Source organism: Pararhodobacter sp. (genome assembly GCF_034676545.1).
Taxonomy (GTDB): domain Bacteria; phylum Pseudomonadota; class Alphaproteobacteria; order Rhodobacterales; family Rhodobacteraceae; genus Pararhodobacter.
This window is the reverse complement of record NZ_JAUCBZ010000015.1, coordinates 1397961-1413971: the sequence shown is the minus strand read 5'-3', so window position 1 is coordinate 1413971 and position 16011 is coordinate 1397961. Positions and strand designations below refer to the sequence as shown.

The 16011-nt window shown below is 64.5% G+C and carries 15 protein-coding genes and 2 pseudogenes; 15 read left to right on the top strand and 2 right to left on the bottom strand.

Translation table 11 applies throughout. The features are described 5' to 3' along the window. Positions 1 to 27: 27 nt before the first annotated feature. The gene (dprA, locus tag VDQ28_RS10375; protein WP_323035869.1) at positions 28 to 1179 is read left to right on the top strand and encodes a DNA-processing protein DprA; all 1152 of its coding nucleotides are present in this window, start codon (positions 28 to 30) and stop codon (positions 1177 to 1179) included. A gap of 130 nt (positions 1180 to 1309) precedes the next feature. Then, positions 1310 to 4102: a type I DNA topoisomerase gene (gene topA / locus VDQ28_RS10370; RefSeq protein ID WP_323035868.1), complete on the top strand. Its 2793-nt coding sequence runs from the start codon at positions 1310 to 1312 to the stop codon at positions 4100 to 4102. Positions 4103 to 4122: 20 nt separating this feature from the next. Here the strand turns inward: topA and VDQ28_RS10365 are convergent, their stop codons facing one another. Next, positions 4123 to 5535, bottom strand: coding sequence for a phosphatidylserine/phosphatidylglycerophosphate/cardiolipin synthase family protein (locus VDQ28_RS10365; RefSeq protein WP_323035867.1), 1413 nt, complete (start codon positions 5533 to 5535; stop codon positions 4123 to 4125). Between the two features lie 583 nt (positions 5536 to 6118). Between VDQ28_RS10365 and VDQ28_RS10360 the strand changes: the two genes are divergently transcribed. From VDQ28_RS10360 to VDQ28_RS10315, 10 genes and pseudogenes are all read left to right on the top strand, one after another. After that, on the top strand, positions 6119 to 6814 hold the full coding sequence (locus VDQ28_RS10360) for a CoA transferase subunit A (RefSeq protein WP_323035866.1): 696 nt from the start codon (positions 6119 to 6121) through the stop codon (positions 6812 to 6814). Positions 6815 to 6829: 15 nt separating this feature from the next. Beyond that, the gene (locus VDQ28_RS10355; protein ID WP_323035865.1) at positions 6830 to 7459 is read left to right on the top strand and encodes a 3-oxoacid CoA-transferase subunit B; all 630 of its coding nucleotides are present in this window, start codon (positions 6830 to 6832) and stop codon (positions 7457 to 7459) included. Beyond that, positions 7452 to 7742 (top strand): GNAT family N-acetyltransferase, encoded by a 291-nt coding sequence (locus tag VDQ28_RS10350; RefSeq protein ID WP_323035864.1) that lies wholly within the window; start codon positions 7452 to 7454, stop codon positions 7740 to 7742. The genes VDQ28_RS10355 and VDQ28_RS10350 overlap by 8 nt, the downstream gene beginning before the upstream one ends. A 130-nt stretch (positions 7743 to 7872) precedes the next feature. After that, a complete protein-coding gene (gene lepB / locus VDQ28_RS10345) occupies positions 7873 to 8664 on the top strand; it encodes a signal peptidase I (protein WP_323035863.1) in 792 nt (263 codons plus the stop codon). A gap of 20 nt (positions 8665 to 8684) precedes the next feature. Beyond that, complete coding sequence (gene rnc, locus VDQ28_RS10340) at positions 8685 to 9371, top strand: ribonuclease III (protein WP_323038105.1); 687 nt, start codon at positions 8685 to 8687, stop codon at positions 9369 to 9371. A gap of 44 nt (positions 9372 to 9415) precedes the next feature. Next, positions 9416 to 10246, top strand: a complete 831-nt coding sequence (locus tag VDQ28_RS10335) for a DMT family transporter (RefSeq protein ID WP_323038104.1) — start codon at positions 9416 to 9418, stop codon at positions 10244 to 10246. Positions 10247 to 10305: 59 nt separating this feature from the next. Continuing rightward, positions 10306 to 11217: a GTPase Era gene (gene era / locus VDQ28_RS10330; protein WP_323035862.1), complete on the top strand. Its 912-nt coding sequence runs from the start codon at positions 10306 to 10308 to the stop codon at positions 11215 to 11217. Between the two features lie 92 nt (positions 11218 to 11309). After that, positions 11310 to 11647, top strand: a pseudogene (locus VDQ28_RS10325) (DUF1491 family protein). 63 nt (positions 11648 to 11710) lie between these two features. Then, positions 11711 to 12583: pseudogene (locus VDQ28_RS10320) on the top strand (50S ribosomal protein L11 methyltransferase); the annotation flags it as partial. A gap of 58 nt (positions 12584 to 12641) precedes the next feature. Next, entirely contained in the window at positions 12642 to 12956 is a 315-nt protein-coding gene (locus tag VDQ28_RS10315) for a hypothetical protein (protein ID WP_323035861.1), read from the top strand. A 75-nt stretch (positions 12957 to 13031) separates the two neighbouring features. On the opposite strand, the gene VDQ28_RS10310 is transcribed toward VDQ28_RS10315, so the two are convergent. Further along, on the bottom strand, positions 13032 to 13241 hold the full coding sequence (locus VDQ28_RS10310) for a DUF1127 domain-containing protein (protein WP_323035860.1): 210 nt from the start codon (positions 13239 to 13241) through the stop codon (positions 13032 to 13034). 327 nt (positions 13242 to 13568) lie between these two features. On the opposite strand from VDQ28_RS10310, the gene ruvC reads away from it, so the two are divergent. The 3 genes from ruvC to ruvB all read left to right on the top strand — a co-directional run bounded on the left by ruvC (position 13569) and on the right by ruvB (position 15965). Continuing rightward, positions 13569 to 14075 carry a crossover junction endodeoxyribonuclease RuvC gene (ruvC, locus tag VDQ28_RS10305; protein WP_323035859.1) on the top strand — a complete coding sequence of 169 codons (507 nt, stop codon included), beginning with the start codon at positions 13569 to 13571 and terminating at the stop codon, positions 14073 to 14075. Next, positions 14072 to 14785 carry a Holliday junction branch migration protein RuvA gene (gene ruvA / locus VDQ28_RS10300; RefSeq protein WP_323035858.1) on the top strand — a complete coding sequence of 238 codons (714 nt, stop codon included), beginning with the start codon at positions 14072 to 14074 and terminating at the stop codon, positions 14783 to 14785. Before ruvC ends, ruvA begins: the two co-directional genes overlap by 4 nt. 145 nt (positions 14786 to 14930) lie before the next feature. Continuing rightward, positions 14931 to 15965, top strand: coding sequence for a Holliday junction branch migration DNA helicase RuvB (gene ruvB, locus VDQ28_RS10295; RefSeq protein ID WP_323035857.1), 1035 nt, complete (start codon positions 14931 to 14933; stop codon positions 15963 to 15965). Positions 15966 to 16011 lie beyond the last annotated feature (46 nt).

The window sequence follows — 16011 nt, the reverse complement described above, 5'->3', positions numbered from 1 at the left end:
TTCAAACTTGAATGAGGCGAGGTCAGCATGGACGGGAACACATTTTCTTCTCCCACACCCTTCACCCCACCCACCACGGAAGAAGACCGGCTGTCCTGGCTTCGTCTCATTCGCTCACGCCGCGTCGGCCCGGCCACCTTCTTGCGGCTCATGGACGAACACGGCTCCGCCGACGCCGCTCTCGATGCGCTGCCTGACATCGCGCGGGCCTCGGGCGTCACCGACTACACCCCCTACTCCCGCGACGATGCCCTGCGCGAACTCTCCCACGGGCGGTCCCGCGGCGGCCATCTCTTGTGCCTGGGCGACCCCGATTATCCGGCCACCCTCGCGGCCCTCACCGACCCGCCACCCGTCCTCTGGGCGATGGGCAAATTGCGCACCCTCAACCAACCCGCCGTGGCCATTGTCGGCGCGCGCAATGCCTCCAGCCTTGGCCTGCGGACCGCGCGCAAACTGGCCGAGGGGTTGGGCTATCACGGGTTCACCGTGGTCTCGGGCCTCGCGCGCGGCATCGACACGGCAGCACACGGGGCGGCGCTGAAATCCGGCACCATAGCCGTGATGGCGGGCGGCGTTGACGTCATTTACCCGCCCGAAAACGCGGTTCTGGCCGCCGCCATCGCCGATCAGGGCCTGCGCCTGTCCGAACAACCCTTCGGCCTGCAACCCCAGGCCCGCCATTTCCCGCGCCGCAACCGCCTGATCTCGGGCCTGTCCCACGCCGTGATCGTGGTCGAGGCCGCCGAGGGTTCCGGCAGTCTGATCACCGCCCGCGATGCGCTCGATCAGGGCCGTGAGGTCCTCGCCGTGCCCGGTCACCCGTTCGACGCCCGCGCCGCCGGGTGCAACACCCTGATCCGCGGCGGCGCAACCCTGGTGCGCGACGTGGCCGACGTGATTGACGCGCTCGAGGGCAGTTTCGCCATCGCGACCCCGTCGACCACCCCCACCGCCGCGACGACACCCCAATCCGACACGCCGCCCCCCGCGAAACCGATCGACACCCTGACCCTGCACCGCAAGATCCTCGCCGCCCTCGGCCCTGCCCCGGTCGCCGAGGATCAGCTTCTGCGCGACCTGCGCCTGCCCCCCGCCGCCGTCGCACCCGCCCTGCTGTTCCTCGAACTGGACGGCCGCGTGCAGCGCCAACCCGGCGGCATGTTGGCCCTCGCCTGAGGCGCGTCACCCTGCCTCGAATCCGCACGCCAGATTGACAATACCCCCCATTCACCCCCATCTAGGCCGCGCGGCACCGCCCGTCGCAGCCGTCATTTGTGAAAAAGGGCGTTAACAATCAGAGGTTTGCATGGCAGTTGTCGTCGTCGAGTCCCCCGCGAAAGCCAAAACGATCAACAAATACCTGGGCTCCGACTATACGGTTCTGGCCTCGTTCGGGCATGTGCGCGACCTGCCGCCCAAGGATGGGTCGGTCGATACCGACAATGATTTCGCAATGAAATGGGAGGTCGCGACGGATAGCAAAAAGCATCTGCGCGCCATCACCGACGCCTTGAAAACCGACAACGACCTGATCCTCGCCACCGACCCCGACCGCGAGGGTGAGGCGATTTCCTGGCACCTGACCGAGGCTTTGCTGAAATCCAAGGCGATCAAGAAGGACATGCCGGTCAAGCGCGTGGTGTTCAACGCGATCACCAAACAGGCCGTCACCGAGGCGATGAAAAACCCGCGTGAGGTCGATATGCCCCTCGTGCGCGCCTATCTTGCCCGCCGGGCGCTGGATTATCTTGTCGGTTTCAACCTGTCGCCGGTGTTGTGGCGCAAATTGCCCGGTGCGAAATCGGCGGGCCGTGTGCAATCGGTGTGTCTGCGCCTGATCGTCGAGCGCGAAATGGAAATCGAGGCTTTCCGCGCCCAGGAATACTGGTCGGTGGTCGCCGATCTCACCACGCCACGCGGTGCCACTTTCACCGCCCGCATGACCAGCCTCGCGGGCAAGCGGTTGGACAAATTCGACCTGCCGACCGCCGAATCTGCGGAAATGGCCGTGCAGGCGCTGACCTCGCGCGAGCTTTTCGTGCAATCCGTCGAGGCCAAACCCGCCAGCCGCAACCCCACCGCGCCCTTCATGACCTCGACGCTGCAACAGGAAGCCAGCCGCAAATTCGGCATGGGGGCCAAGCAGGCCATGTCCGCCGCCCAGCGCCTCTATGAGGCCGGGCACATCACCTATATGCGGACCGACGGCATCGACATGGCCCCCGAAGCCGTGCAGGCCGCCCGCGCCGAGATTGAGTCACGGTTTGGTAAGGCTTATGTGCCATCCTCGCCGCGGATCTATAAAAACAAGGCCAAGAACGCACAGGAAGCCCATGAATGCATCCGGCCGACCGATATGTCGGCCGACACCGAAAAGCTGCGCCTGACCGATACCGACCAGCGCCGCCTCTATGATCTGATCTGGAAGCGCACCATCGCGTGCCAGATGGAAGCCGCACGTCTGGAGCGTACGGTGGCCGAGATTGGCAGCAAGGACGGCCAGGTCGGCCTGCGCGCCAACGGGCAAGTGCTGCTGTTTGACGGTTTCCTCAAGGTCTATGAGGAAGGCCGCGACGAGGATGGCGAGGATGACGGTCGTCTGCCGCAATTGGCGCCGGGCGACGCGCTGAAGAAGACCAGAGACGGCATGGTGGCCAGTTTCGCCAAGGCCGCACCTGTCGATGACGTGATCGAGGACCCGAGCGCAACCCTGCGCCGCGCCGCCGGGGCGTTGCTCTCTGCCGATGGTGCCGTGCTGGGTCAGCAACATTTCACTCAGCCGCCGCCCCGCTATACCGAGGCGACGATGGTCAAGCGCATGGAAGAATTGGGCATCGGCCGCCCCTCGACCTATGCGTCGATTGTCACCACGATTCAGGATCGCGGCTATGTCATCAAGGACAAGAACCGTCTGATCCCCGAGGACAAGGGCCGTTTGGTCACGATCTTCCTGGTCAATTATTTCGGCAAATATCTGGAATATGATTTCACCGCCGACCTGGAATCGCAGCTTGACGATATCTCGGCCGGAGAGCGCGATTACAAGGATGTGCTGCATCGTTTCTGGCGCGACTTCTCGGCGGCCATTGCCGAAACATCCGAGCTTCGCATCACCGACGTGCTTGAAAAGATTGACGAAGTTCTCTCGCCGCATCTCTATCCACCGCGTGAGGATGGCAGCGACCCCAAGACCTGCCCGACCTGCGGCATCGGTCGGTTGAACCTGAAGACCGCGCGCTCGGGCGGCGCGTTCATCGGCTGCAACAACTATCCCGAATGCCGCTATACCCGCCCCTTGTCGGGCGATGAGGGCGACGCGGAACTGTCGGGCGATGGCAAGCTTCTGGGCCATGACGACGGCGATCCGATCTATCTGCGCAACGGCCGCTTCGGCCCCTATGTGCAGCGCGGCGCGGTGACTGAGGACAACAAGAAACCGCCGCGCGCCAGTCTGCCAAAGACCTGGCCCACCGAGACGCTGGATCTGGAGCGCGCCCTCAGCCTGTTGTCGCTGCCGCGCCCGATCGGCACGCATCCGGAAGACGGTGAACCCATCGAGGCCGCGATTGGCCGCTTTGGTCCCTATGTGCGGCACAACAAAACCTATGCCAACCTGCCCGATGTTGACGAAGTCTTCACCATTGGCATGAATCATGCGGTGGAATTGCTGGCGGCCAAGGCGGCACGCGGCGGGCGTGGTGCGGCGGCGGCACCGCTCAAGGAGTTGGGCGAACACCCCGATGGCGGACCGGTTCAGGTGATGCCGGGGCGCTATGGTCCCTATGTGAAATGGGCCAAGGTCAACGCGACCCTGCCCAAGGAGATCGAGCCTGAGGCGGTGACGCTTGAGCAGGCGTTGGAGTTGATCGCGGCGAAGGCGGCGACCAAGGGCAAGAAAGCGGCGGCCAAGAAGCCTGCGGCGAAGGCGGCGGCTAAACCTGCGGCGAAACCTGCGGCCAAAACGGCGACCAAAACGGCCAAGAAGCCTGCGGCGAAAAAGGCCACCAAAGCCGCACCGAAAAAGCCCGCCGCCAAAAAGCCCGCCAAAGATCCGGCGACAGATACGGCGACAAATCCGGCTTCAGGCCCAGAGTCCTGAGCCTCCTCACGCGGGTCGGGTCAGAACGCCCGCATGATCAACGCCAACCGTTGCAAAAACCGGATGTATCCAGGAATTTCCTGCCCGGGATACATCCGATCTCCCGCGCCAATGTATCCTTGAATGATCGCGGACACCTGCCGCGCGATGGCGCGATCCATGATCAGCAACCCGTTTTCCATATCATGCACGAAACTGCGCATGTTCAGGTTGGTCGAGGCGATGATCGTCAGCCGGTCGTCAATCACGATCAGTTTGGCATGTAGCAGACGGGGTTCGGGGTCATAATCGATGAAACTGACCCAATCGCCAAAATCATTCGCAAAGGTGCGGTTCAGGTTCGAGACCATGAAATCCGTGGCCTCGCGCACCCGCACGGTTGTGACCACATCCACGCGCACGCCCCGCAAGCGCGCCCGATGCAGCGCCGCATCCAGGGCGGGCGGCAGGTTCAGATACGGAATCGCGATTTCAATGCTGTGTTGCGCGGCGTCGATCAGTTGCGCGTAATACGAAATCTGTGTCCGGCCATCGGCAAACGGCACCGAGATGAAGTGCCGGACCATGCCTTCGGTGCGCGCCGAACCTGCGTGGGGTTCCACCGCGGGGCGCAGGCTTTGGGTGTCGAAATCCCGGTGCCACAGGGCCGCCATATGCCGGGCGATCGCGTGCGTCGCCGGGTCACTGCGCAGCTCGATCTCGAAATCTTCATAGGTCGAGAAACCGCCCGTCAACCGGGTCTGCGACGGGTCATAGTGATGCAAGAAGGCATAGGCCGACAGATCGCGCGGCTCCTCAAAGAAATACCCTTCGTGGATATTGCGCCCCCCGATCATCACCCGCGAGCGCCCGGCCTGACGGGAAATCGTGGCAAAAAGCTTGACATGCGTCACCCGATGCAGCCGCCCCAATTGCCCCTCCAGGCCCTCGGCCGCCGAGGCGGGAAACCGGTACGGCTGGATCTGCACCGTCGGATATTGCGCGGCCAGCCCCTCGAACAGGTTGCGGTCGGTATCGGTCAGCATCACATCCGACACCAGTATCCGCACAATCGTCCCGCGCGCCGCATGCCAGGCCAACATGCGCGCGACCAGATACCCGGAAAAATCCGCGTTCATATTCAGATAGTTGAGATAGATGAGATCCAGGTCAGGCGCATTCGACCAATCCAGCGGCATCATCGGGTCGCCGGCCAGCAGCGCGCTGCGGCTCACCGCGCTGCCGGTCAGGGCCTCGACCTTGGCGTTCAGCGCGTCCAGCCCGTCCGGCAGCAATCGGGTTGCCCCCAGCGGCACCGCGCAGCTCATCGACAAGTCGCCGCCCTGCAAGAACGCGCGCGCCAAAGGGTCGCTGCCCAGCCCTGCGCCGGTGCATCCTTCGTGCGGCGCGTCGAGTTGCGCGATCCGGGGCCGCAGCAGTTCCTCGCGGCCCAAGCGGATGACATAGGGCGGGCGGCCGGCCCGGTGTCACCGTCATTTCGCATTCGGTGACGCTTGGATCGAGGTCGAGCAACGTCTCATAGCGTTCGCCCGGTGCCAGTTCAAACCGCACTGGCTGCCCTGCCGGAACCCACGCCGGTGTCGTCACCTGATCGGCGAAGGGCCGTGACCGCGCGCGCCCGTCGCAAATCGCGCGCAACCGGATCCAGGCGCGTTCATGCGACATGAACCGGATCGAGATCCGCCCGGCCTCGCGACCGGAAAAATAATACAGCCCCTGCCCCTCGCCGGCCCCGTCCGCGTCAGCACCATTGTGTTCATCGCATGGCGCGTCCCCGCGACCGGGTGCGGCGTGGCGCTTGGCAATGCGGGAGGCCGTTCGCCGTGGAGTGGCGCGCAGGCAGAGAGCAGCGCTACAACGAGGCCAAACAGGGTTTTGCGGGTGAACGTCATGGGGCGACACAATAGTCCGAGGCATCGCCTGCGCAAGAGGTCCTGAAACGCGAGTTGCCATGCAGCGATTGACTTCACCGGAATGCCACGCCACAAACCCTGCAAGCCAATTTCGGGGGATACCATGAAGAAAATTTACAGCTCTGCAGCCGACGCCCTCGAGGGCGTCCTGTTCGACGGTATGACCATCGCCGCCGGTGGATTCGGCCTTTGCGGCATTCCCGAGCTGTTGATCGCGGCGATTCGCGAAGCCGGCACCAAGGATCTGACGGTTGCCTCGAATAACGCGGGCGTTGATGACTTCGGTCTGGGTGTGTTGCTGCAATCGCGGCAGATCAAGAAGATGATCTCGTCCTATGTTGGCGAGAACGCCGAATTCATGCGTCAGTATCTGTCCGGCGAACTGGAACTGGAATTCAACCCGCAGGGCACTTTGGCCGAGCGGATGCGCGCCGGGGGGGCCGGCATCCCCGGTTTCTACACCAAGACCGGCGTCGGCACGGTCATTGCCGAGGGCAAGGATCACAAGGATTTCAACGGCGAGACCTATATCCTGGAAACCGGTCTGGTGATGGATCTGGCCATCGTCAAGGCGTGGAAAGCGGATGAGACGGGCAACGCGATCTTCCGCAAGACGGCGCGCAACTTCAACCCGCCCGCCGCGACCTGCGGCAAGATCTGCATCATGGAGGTCGAGGAAATCGTGCCGGTCGGCTCGCTGGACCCCGATCACATCCACCTGCCGGGCATCTATGTGCACCGTTTGATTCAGGGCGACCACGAAAAGCGCATCGAACAGCGCACGACGCGTAACGCATAAGGGAGGGCTTAGATTATGGCTTGGGACCGCAACCAAATGGCCGCCCGTGCGGCGCAGGAACTGAAAGACGGCATGTATGTGAACCTCGGCATCGGTATTCCGACGCTGGTGGCGAATTACATCCCCGAGGGCGTGCAGGTCACGCTGCAATCGGAAAACGGGATGCTGGGCATCGGCCCCTTCCCGACTGACGACGCGGTGGACGCCGATCTGATCAACGCCGGCAAGCAGACCGTCACCGCGCTGCCGGAATCGGCGTTTTTCGACTCAGCGACCTCGTTCGCGATGATCCGCGGCGGCAAGATCGCGATGGCGATTCTGGGTGCGATGGAAGTGGCTGAAAACGGCGATCTGGCGAACTGGATGATCCCGAAAAAGCTGGTCAAGGGCATGGGCGGCGCGATGGATCTGGTCGCCGGTGTCAAGCGTGTTGTGGTGGTCATGGACCACGCCAACAAGCACGGCGAAAGCAAGGTGCTCAAGGAATGCACCCTGCCGCTGACCGGCAAGGCCGTGGTGGACCGCATCATCACCAACTTCGGCGTGCTCGATGTCGTCGAGGGCGGCTTGCGCATCGTCGAATGCGCCGATGGCGTGACCGAGGCCGAATTGCGCGCCGCCACCGAGGCCACCATCGTTGACTGATCTTGTGATCACCCGCGAACACGGGGCCACCAAGGGCCGCTACGTCATGGAACGCGATGGCGTGGCGGCTGAACTCACCTATTCGATCACCTCGCCGACGCTGATCATCGCCGATCATACCGGCGTGCCGGATGCCTTTCGCGGCACCGGCGCGGGCTTGGCGCTGGTGAAACGGCTGGTGGAAGACGCGCGCGCCGAGGGTGTCAAGATCATGCCCCTTTGCCCCTTCGTCAACGCCATGCGCCGCCGCCACCCCGAATGGGCCGACGTTTTTTCGACCTGAACCGCGCGGCAATCGCGTCTGATCGGTCCGCAATCCGGTGGGCTGCGCCTTGACACGCGCCGCCCCGCGCCGCATGAAACGCCGCAACGCACCCTGTCCCTGGGTCGCCGGACAAGATCTAGGAGCAGACATGAGCAACGCAACGGGCACGTCGGATGGCTGGTGGGAAACGGTGAAAACCGTGTTCTGGGCGCTGGTGATTGCGGGCCTGTTCCGCACCCTGTTCTTCCAACCGTTCTGGATCCCCTCGGGCTCGATGAAAGAGACGCTGCTGATCGGCGATTTCCTGTTCGTCAACAAGATGGCCTACGGCTATTCGCGCTACTCCTGCCCCTTCGCCATTTGCCCCTTCTCGGGCCGCATTTTTGCCTCGGAACCCGAGCGCGGCGACATCGTCGTCTTCCGTCACCCCGTGTCCGGCTCGGATTATATCAAACGTTTGATCGGCTTGCCGGGCGACCGCATTCAGGTGCGTGACGGCGTGTTGTTTATCAATGACGTCGAAGTGCCACAGCAGGCGACCACCGACTTCTCGGAACTCTACGACCGTCAGGGCGGCGCCGGCCAGTATCCACGGTGCGAAAACGCACCCGTTGGCCAGGGCGGCGATTGCCTGAAATCCCGCGCCATCGAGACGCTGCCCAATGGTATCAGCTACCCGGTTCTCAACATCGAGGACGGCGGTTTTGCCGACAACACACCGGTGTTCACCGTCCCCGCCGGGCATTACTTCTTCATGGGCGACAACCGCGACAACTCGGTCGATTCGCGCTTTGGCCAGAATGCGGGCGGCGTCGGCTTCGTGCCGTTCGAGAACCTGATCGGCCGCGCCGACCGGGTGATCTTTTCCTCGGCGGGCCGCTCGATGCTGGCCTTCTGGACGTGGCGCCCTGACCGTTTCTTCCACTCGCTGCACAACTGATGGCGCGGCGGTCGGAGAGCCTGCGCCTGTCAACCGAGATGGCGGGTTTTGCCACCCGCCTCGGCCATGACTTCGCGCGCCCCGACCTGCTGATCCGCGCCCTGACCCACGCCTCGGCCGGCTCCACCTCGCGGCCCCACAATCAACGGCTGGAGTTTCTGGGCGACCGGGTGCTGGGCCTGGTGATCGCCGACGCGCTGTTCACCGCCGACCGCCAGGCGACCGAAGGTCAATTGGCCCCGCGGTTCAATGCCTTGGTCCGCAAGGAAACCTGCGCCGAGGTCGCTCGGCGGATCGAGCTCGGGGTCGTCTTGCGCCTTGGCCGCTCGGAAATGCTGTCTGGTGGCCGCCGCAAAGAGGCGCTGCTGGGCGACGCCATGGAAGCGGTGATCGCCGCCGTATACCTCGACGGCGGGATCGACGCCGCCCGCGCGGTGATCCTGCACCATTGGCAAGCGCTGATCGACGACGTCGACCACGACGCCCGCGACCCCAAGACCGCCCTGCAGGAATGGTCGCAGGCCCGCGGCGATCCGCCCCCCAGCTACACCGAAATCGCGCGCGAGGGTCCGCCCCACGCGCCGATGTTCACCATCCAGGTCAGCCTTGCCGATGGGCAAAACGCCTCGGCGCAGGCGGGCTCCAAACGCATTGCCGAACAGGCCGCCGCCCGCGCTTTGCTCCGCCGCGTCGCCCCCTCGTCGTGACCCTCACCGACAATCAACGCGGCGCCGCCTTCATGGTCGGCGCAATGGCGGCCTTCGCCTGCGAAGACGCGCTGTTCAAGGCCGCCACGCTGCGCATCCCGGTTGGCCTCAGCCTGCTGATCTTTGGCGGCTGCGGCGCGCTGATCTTCGCGGGGCTCGCCCTGTCGCGCGGCCAAAGCCCGCTGCCGGTCGGCGGCATGACCCGCGGCCTGATGATCCGCTCGGGTTTTGAACTCTTGGGGCGGTTGTTTTTTGGCCTTGCGCTGGCCTTTGCCGACCTCTCCAGCACGTCGGCGATCCTCCAGGCGACGCCCTTGGTGGTGGTCGCGGGGGCGGTGGTGGTGTTCGGCGAAAAGGTCGGCTGGCGACGCTGGAGCGCCATCGCGCTTGGTCTCGTCGGGGTCTTGCTGGTGCTGCGCCCCGACGCGGAAGGATTGCAGCCCACCGCGATCTTTGCCGTGCTCGGCATGGTGGGGTTTGCCGGGCGCGATCTGGCAACCCGCGCCGCGCCTCCCGCCGTCACCAATGCGCAGCTTGGTGTGCTCGGTTTCGGCGTTCTGATCGTGGCCGGGGTTCTGGTGCAACTCGCCACCGACGCGCCCCTCGCCATGCCCGATCCCGGCGCGGCCCTCAAACTCGTGGCCGCATCGCTGTTTGGCGTCACCGCCTATTCCGCCCTCACCGCAGCGATGCGAACCGGCGACGTGTCGGTCGTCACGCCGTTTCGCTACACCCGCCTTGTGTTCGCGCTGATCCTTGCCGTGGTCGTGTTTGGCGAAACGCCAGACCCGATGATGCTGGCCGGGGCAGCGCTGATCGTCGCCAGCGGCATTTTCGCGCTCACCCGCTCCAAACGCCGCGCCCCGCCCGCATAGCACGCTGGCCCCGGCGCCGCAGATGGTGTAAGGCGCAAGCGAACACAAAGGACCCATCCATGACCACACGCGCGGGCTTCGTCGCCCTCATCGGAGAGCCCAACGCGGGCAAATCGACCCTTTTGAACCGCATGGTCGGGGCCAAAGTGTCGATTGTGACGCATAAGGTGCAGACCACGCGCACCCGCATTCGCGGCATCGCCATCGAGGGCGACGCGCAGATCGTCTTTGTCGACACCCCCGGCCTGTTCCGCCCGCGCCGGCGTCTGGATCGGGCGATGGTCGCCGCCGCCTGGGGCGGAGCCGCCGATGCCGAGGTGATCGTCCTCTTGATCGAGGCGCATCGCGGCATCACCGATGGCGTGCGCACGATCCTCGATACGCTGCGCGAACGCGTGATGCCAAAGCAAAAGGTCGCGCTGGCGATCAACAAGATCGACCGTGTCAAAGCCGAGGTGTTGCTGGAACTCACCCGGCAGATGAACGAGGCCTATCCCTTCGTCGAAACCTTCCTCATTTCCGCCGAGCGCGGCCACGGCACCGACCGGCTGAAATCCTGGCTGGGCGAGGTCCTGCCGCAAGGCCCCTGGCTCTACCCCGAGGATCAGATCGCCGACCTGCCGCTGCGCATGATCGCCGCCGAGATGACCCGCGAGAAACTCACCCTGCGCCTGCATCAGGAATTGCCCTATCAGCTCACCGTCGAGACCGAGCATTGGGACGACCGCCCCGACGGCTCGGTGCGCATCGACCAGATGATCTATGTGATGCGCGACGGCCACAAAGGCATCGTGCTGGGCAACAAGGGCGAGACGATCAAAAGCATCAGCCAGGCCGCCCGCGCCGAAATCGCCGCCTTCCTCGACCGCCCGGTGCACCTGTTCCTGCAGGTCAAAGTGCGCGAAAACTGGCTCGAAGACCGCGAACGCTACGATGAAATGGGCCTGAACTTCAAAGACGGCAACACCTGAGCGATTTCATCTTGCCCAAAATACTCTGGGGGTGAGGGCCGCAGGCCCGAGGGGGCAACGCCCCCTTCTCCCCCTCAATCCTTGGCCTCACCATGACCCCACGCCTCACCGCCGATTTCTGGGTCCACGCCTATCTGACCCGCCTGCGCCTGCATGACATTCCGGCCTTTGTCGTCTCCCGCGGCGATGCCACCGCCGGCGCGGTGCTGGTCAAACAATCCCCCCTCAACGGCACCGCCACCCTGCACCAGCGCCTGTTCGACCCGATGGCCGACCGCCGCGACTGGGTGCAAGTGGCCGAGGGCCCCGAATCCGACATCGACGCCCGCATCACCCGCGAGCGCAACCGCGACCCCGATCTGTGGGTGATCGAGGTCGAGGATCGCGCCGGGCCGGCACCCTGCTCGATGACCCCGGCCTGAACGGCTGACACGCGCAAACCCTTGCCCTTGCAGCCGCCGCGCGTTAGGCGGTTTCAACCCATTCGGAGGCCGCCATGCCCACCTACACCGCCCTGACCACCCTGCCCGACGAGACCCGCGCCCAGGCCCTGGGCGAAGCGCTCGAAGACCTCGACCCCGCCCCGGTCGGCGTCGGCGTCTTTGAACTCGAGGATGGCTCGGGCCTGTGGGAAGTCGGCGCCTATTTCACCGAAACCCCCGACGACATCGGCCTGACGCTGATGGCCGCCGCCTTTGGTGCCGCCGAATTCGCCGTCTCGGAACTGCCGGAAATTGATTGGGTCGCCCATGTCCGGCGTGAGCTGAAACCCGTCGAGGCGGGCCGCTTCTACGTCTACGGCAGCCATGACGCCGACACCGTGCCCCAGGGCCGCATCGGCCTGCTGATCGAGGCCGCGATGGCCTTTGGCACCGGCCACCACGGCACCACGCTGGGCTGTCTGCGGGCGCTCGACACCCTCGCCACCCAGGGTTTTCGCGCCCGGAACGTGATTGACGTGGGCTGCGGCACCGCCGTGCTGGCCATGGCCGCTGCCAAACTCTGGCCGGAAACCATGCTGGCCAGCGACATCGACCAGGTCGCGGTTGACGTGGCCGAGGCCAATGTCATCGCCAACAACCTCAAAGGCCGCATCGACTGCCTCGAGGCGGTGGGCTTTGAACACCCCGAGATTCGCGCCAAAGCGCCCTTCGACCTGATCTTCGCCAATATCCTCAAAGGCCCGCTGATCTCGCTGGCCCCCGATATGGGCAAATTCGCCGCCCCCGGCGGTCTGGCGATCCTGTCGGGCCTTTTGAACACCCAGGCCGACGATGTGCTTGCGGCCTATACCGCGCAGGGGTTCAGCGTGGTCGCCCGCGACGAGATCGGCGATTGGACAACCTTGGTCCTCAAACGCGCCTAAGTTTTGCCCCAGTTATCGCGCAGCATCACCCTCAACCGTGATCGCAGGAGGCAAACCGATGCCCAGCGCTGACTATATGCGACGATTGGAAACTCTCCTCAACGCCAAGGTTGAGGAACTCGAACTCAAGGAAACCAAGCGCCATCGACGGCCGCTTCAGATCCTCGGGGCGGTGGCCGGGGCGGTGGCGTTCTTCTTTGTGCTCAAAGCCGCCGCCCTCAGCCATTCTGGCCAGCCGCTCGGCGCGCCGCTTGCCGCCGAGGCGGGCCTGAGCGCGCAGATCTATCACTGGTTTGCCGGCGCGGACCCGATCACCACCACTTTGGCCGCCGCCATACGCCGGGATCTGCCCCCCGCCAGAGCCGCGCTCTGAGCCAGCAACCGGCCGAATGCAAAACGCCGCCTCGGTCAAACCGGGCGGCGTCGTCAGGGCGGGGTCATCTGCGGTTCAACGCAGCGTTTCGACCAGTGCCGAAATGTCACCGCGGCACAAGCCGATGTCATTCAATTCGCGGTCCGACAGCTTCATCAGAGCATTCCGGGTTACGCGCTGGTCATTCCAGGTTGCGATCCGTGCGAAAACGCCGCCAAACGAAAAGACCGACGTACGGCCAAACACGCCATCGGCGACTGGACGTGAATAAGCGAAAAAGGCCATCTCTGGCTCCTCTGTGTTCCAAACTGCGCAAGCCTTGTGCTTGTGAGCCTCACATAGGCCGAACCAGCAGGGACGAGTAGCCACAATCGGCGCATGGCACCCATGTGTCGAACACATAGCTCCACGAAATCACCCCTTATGGCAGGGGGAAGACCGAATACGACGCTTTTAAAGTCATTCTCGCCCACTGCAAACCCCTTTCTTGTGCCGAATCGTCGTTTTTTGCTTTCCACTGGCGCATGTTCACTTTTCGTGCTACCAAAAACACCAATTCCGGGTTAACCGTGACAGCGAAAACAACGCGCACACCACAGGCAGGGCGACAACATGCGGGTATTGGGCATCGACCCTGGGTTGCGGAACATGGGTTGGGGCATCATTGATGTCTTTGGCGTCAGGTTGCGCCATGTCGCCAACGGCACGCTGCGCTCGGACGCGACGCAGGATCTGGCAAGCCGCCTGTTGAGCCTTCACACGCAATTGGCCACCGTTCTGCGTGAGTATCGCCCGGAATGCGCGGCGGTCGAACAGACCTTTGTCAACAAAGACGCGGTCGCCACGCTGAAACTGGGCCATGCGCGGGCGATGGCGCTGTTGGTCCCGGCACAAGCCGGGCTGACGGTTGGGGAATACGCGCCCAATGCGGTGAAAAAGGCGGTTGTCGGGGTCGGCAAGGCGGCCAAGGTGCAGGTCGATCACATGGTGCGGATGCAACTCCCCGGTGTTCCCATCGACAGCCCGGATTCGGCGGATGCTCTGGCCGTCGCGATCTGTCATGCGTTTCACATGCAAACCTCGGGGCGGTTGCAAGCAGCAGTGAAGGCAGCGGGATGATTGGCAAGATTTCCGGGCGCGTGGATTATCGCGCGTCAGATCATGTTCTGATTGATGTGCGGGGCGTGGGCTATATCGTCTATGCCTCGGATCGCACCTTGCGGGCGCTCCCCGGTGTCGGTGAGGCCTGCGCGCTTTATACCGAATTGGTCGTGCGCGAGGATCTGTTGCAGCTTTTCGGCTTCCTGACCCTCGCCGAGAAGGAATGGCACCGCTTGCTGACCTCGGTTCAGGGGGTCGGCGCCAAGGCGGCGATGGCGATTCTGGGCACTTTGGGGCCAGACGGCGTGGCCCGCGCGCTGACCCTTGGCGACGCCGCCGCGATCCGCAAGGCGCCGGGCGTCGGCCCGAAACTGGCGCAGCGCGTCACCTTGGAGCTCAAGGACAAAGCCCCCACGGTGATGGCAATGGGCGGTTCGGCCCCGGATCTGGGCGACCCGGATGACCGTTTGTCCGATGATCCGGTGATCGAGGCCGATGCGCCGGCCTCCGCGCCAAAGTCAGCCGCCAAGCCAGCGCCCCGCACCACCGCCCGCCGCCAGGCCCAGCAGGCGCAGGCCGATGCGTTGTCGGCCTTGACCAACCTTGGCTACAGCCCTTCGGATGCGGCGCAAGCCATCGCCCAGGCCGCCGAGACCGAGACCGAGACCGAGACAGCGGGCCTGATCCGCGCGGCGCTCAAGCGGCTCGCGCCCAAGCCGATGGGCTGATCACCGGGTGCGGGATTTGTTAACATGCGGTTAAACCTGCAAGCCAAGCCCTTGATTTTCCTTGTCCCGCACCCTGTCCCACGGGGGGACACTTCGCAGGACATCTCCCCTTGCCAAGCCTCGCACACCGGATCACTCTGACCCCATGATCACGCCAGACCCAACCCTTCGCCCCGATCCGCAGCCCGAAGACACCGACCGCGCCCTGCGGCCGCAAATGCTCGATGAATTCATCGGCCAGCAGGAAGCCCGCGGCAATCTCAAGGTTTTCATCCAGTCCGCGAAAATGCGCGGCGAAGCGATGGACCACACCCTGTTTTACGGCCCGCCCGGGCTGGGAAAGACCACGCTCGCGCAGATCATGGCCCGCGAACTCGGGGTCGGATTCCGCATGACCTCCGGCCCGGTCCTCGCCAAGGCCGGCGATCTCGCGGCGATCCTCACCAACCTCGAAGCCCGCGATGTGCTGTTCATCGACGAGATCCACCGCCTGAACCCGGTCGTCGAAGAGGTGCTCTACCCGGCCCTCGAAGACTTCCAGCTCGACCTCGTGATCGGCGAAGGCCCCGCCGCCCGCACCGTCCGGATCGAGCTGCAACCCTTCACCCTGGTCGGCGCCACCACCCGGCTCGGCCTGCTGACCACCCCCCTGCGTGATCGCTTCGGCATCCCCACCCGGCTGCAATTCTACACCGAAGCCGAACTGTGCCAGATCGTCGCCCGGGGCGCCCGCCTGCTGGGAATCGAAGCACACGAAGACGGCGTGCACGAAATCGCAAGACGCGCACGCGGAACCCCCCGCATTGCCGGCCGCCTCCTGCGCCGGGTGGTCGATTTCGCGCTGGTCGAGGGAAACGGCACGGTTTCACAACAGCTCGCCGACAGCGCGCTGACTCGGCTGGGCGTCGATCACCTCGGCCTCGACAGCGCCGACCGCCGCTATCTGAAACTGCTGGCCGATCATTATGGCGGCGGCCCGGTGGGCGTCGAAACCATCGCCGCAGCCCTCTCGGAAAGCCGCGACGCGATCGAAGAGGTGATAGAGCCGTTCTTGCTGCAACAAGGCCTCGTCGCCCGCACCCCCCGCGGCCGCATGTTGACCGCGCAGGCATGGCACCATCTGGGGCTGAACCCACCGCGCGCCCCGACCCAGGCGACGTTGTTTGAAGAGGATGGGTAGGGTGTGTGCTTGCACGCACCTTGGTTCCGATATCAAGGGAAGGTGC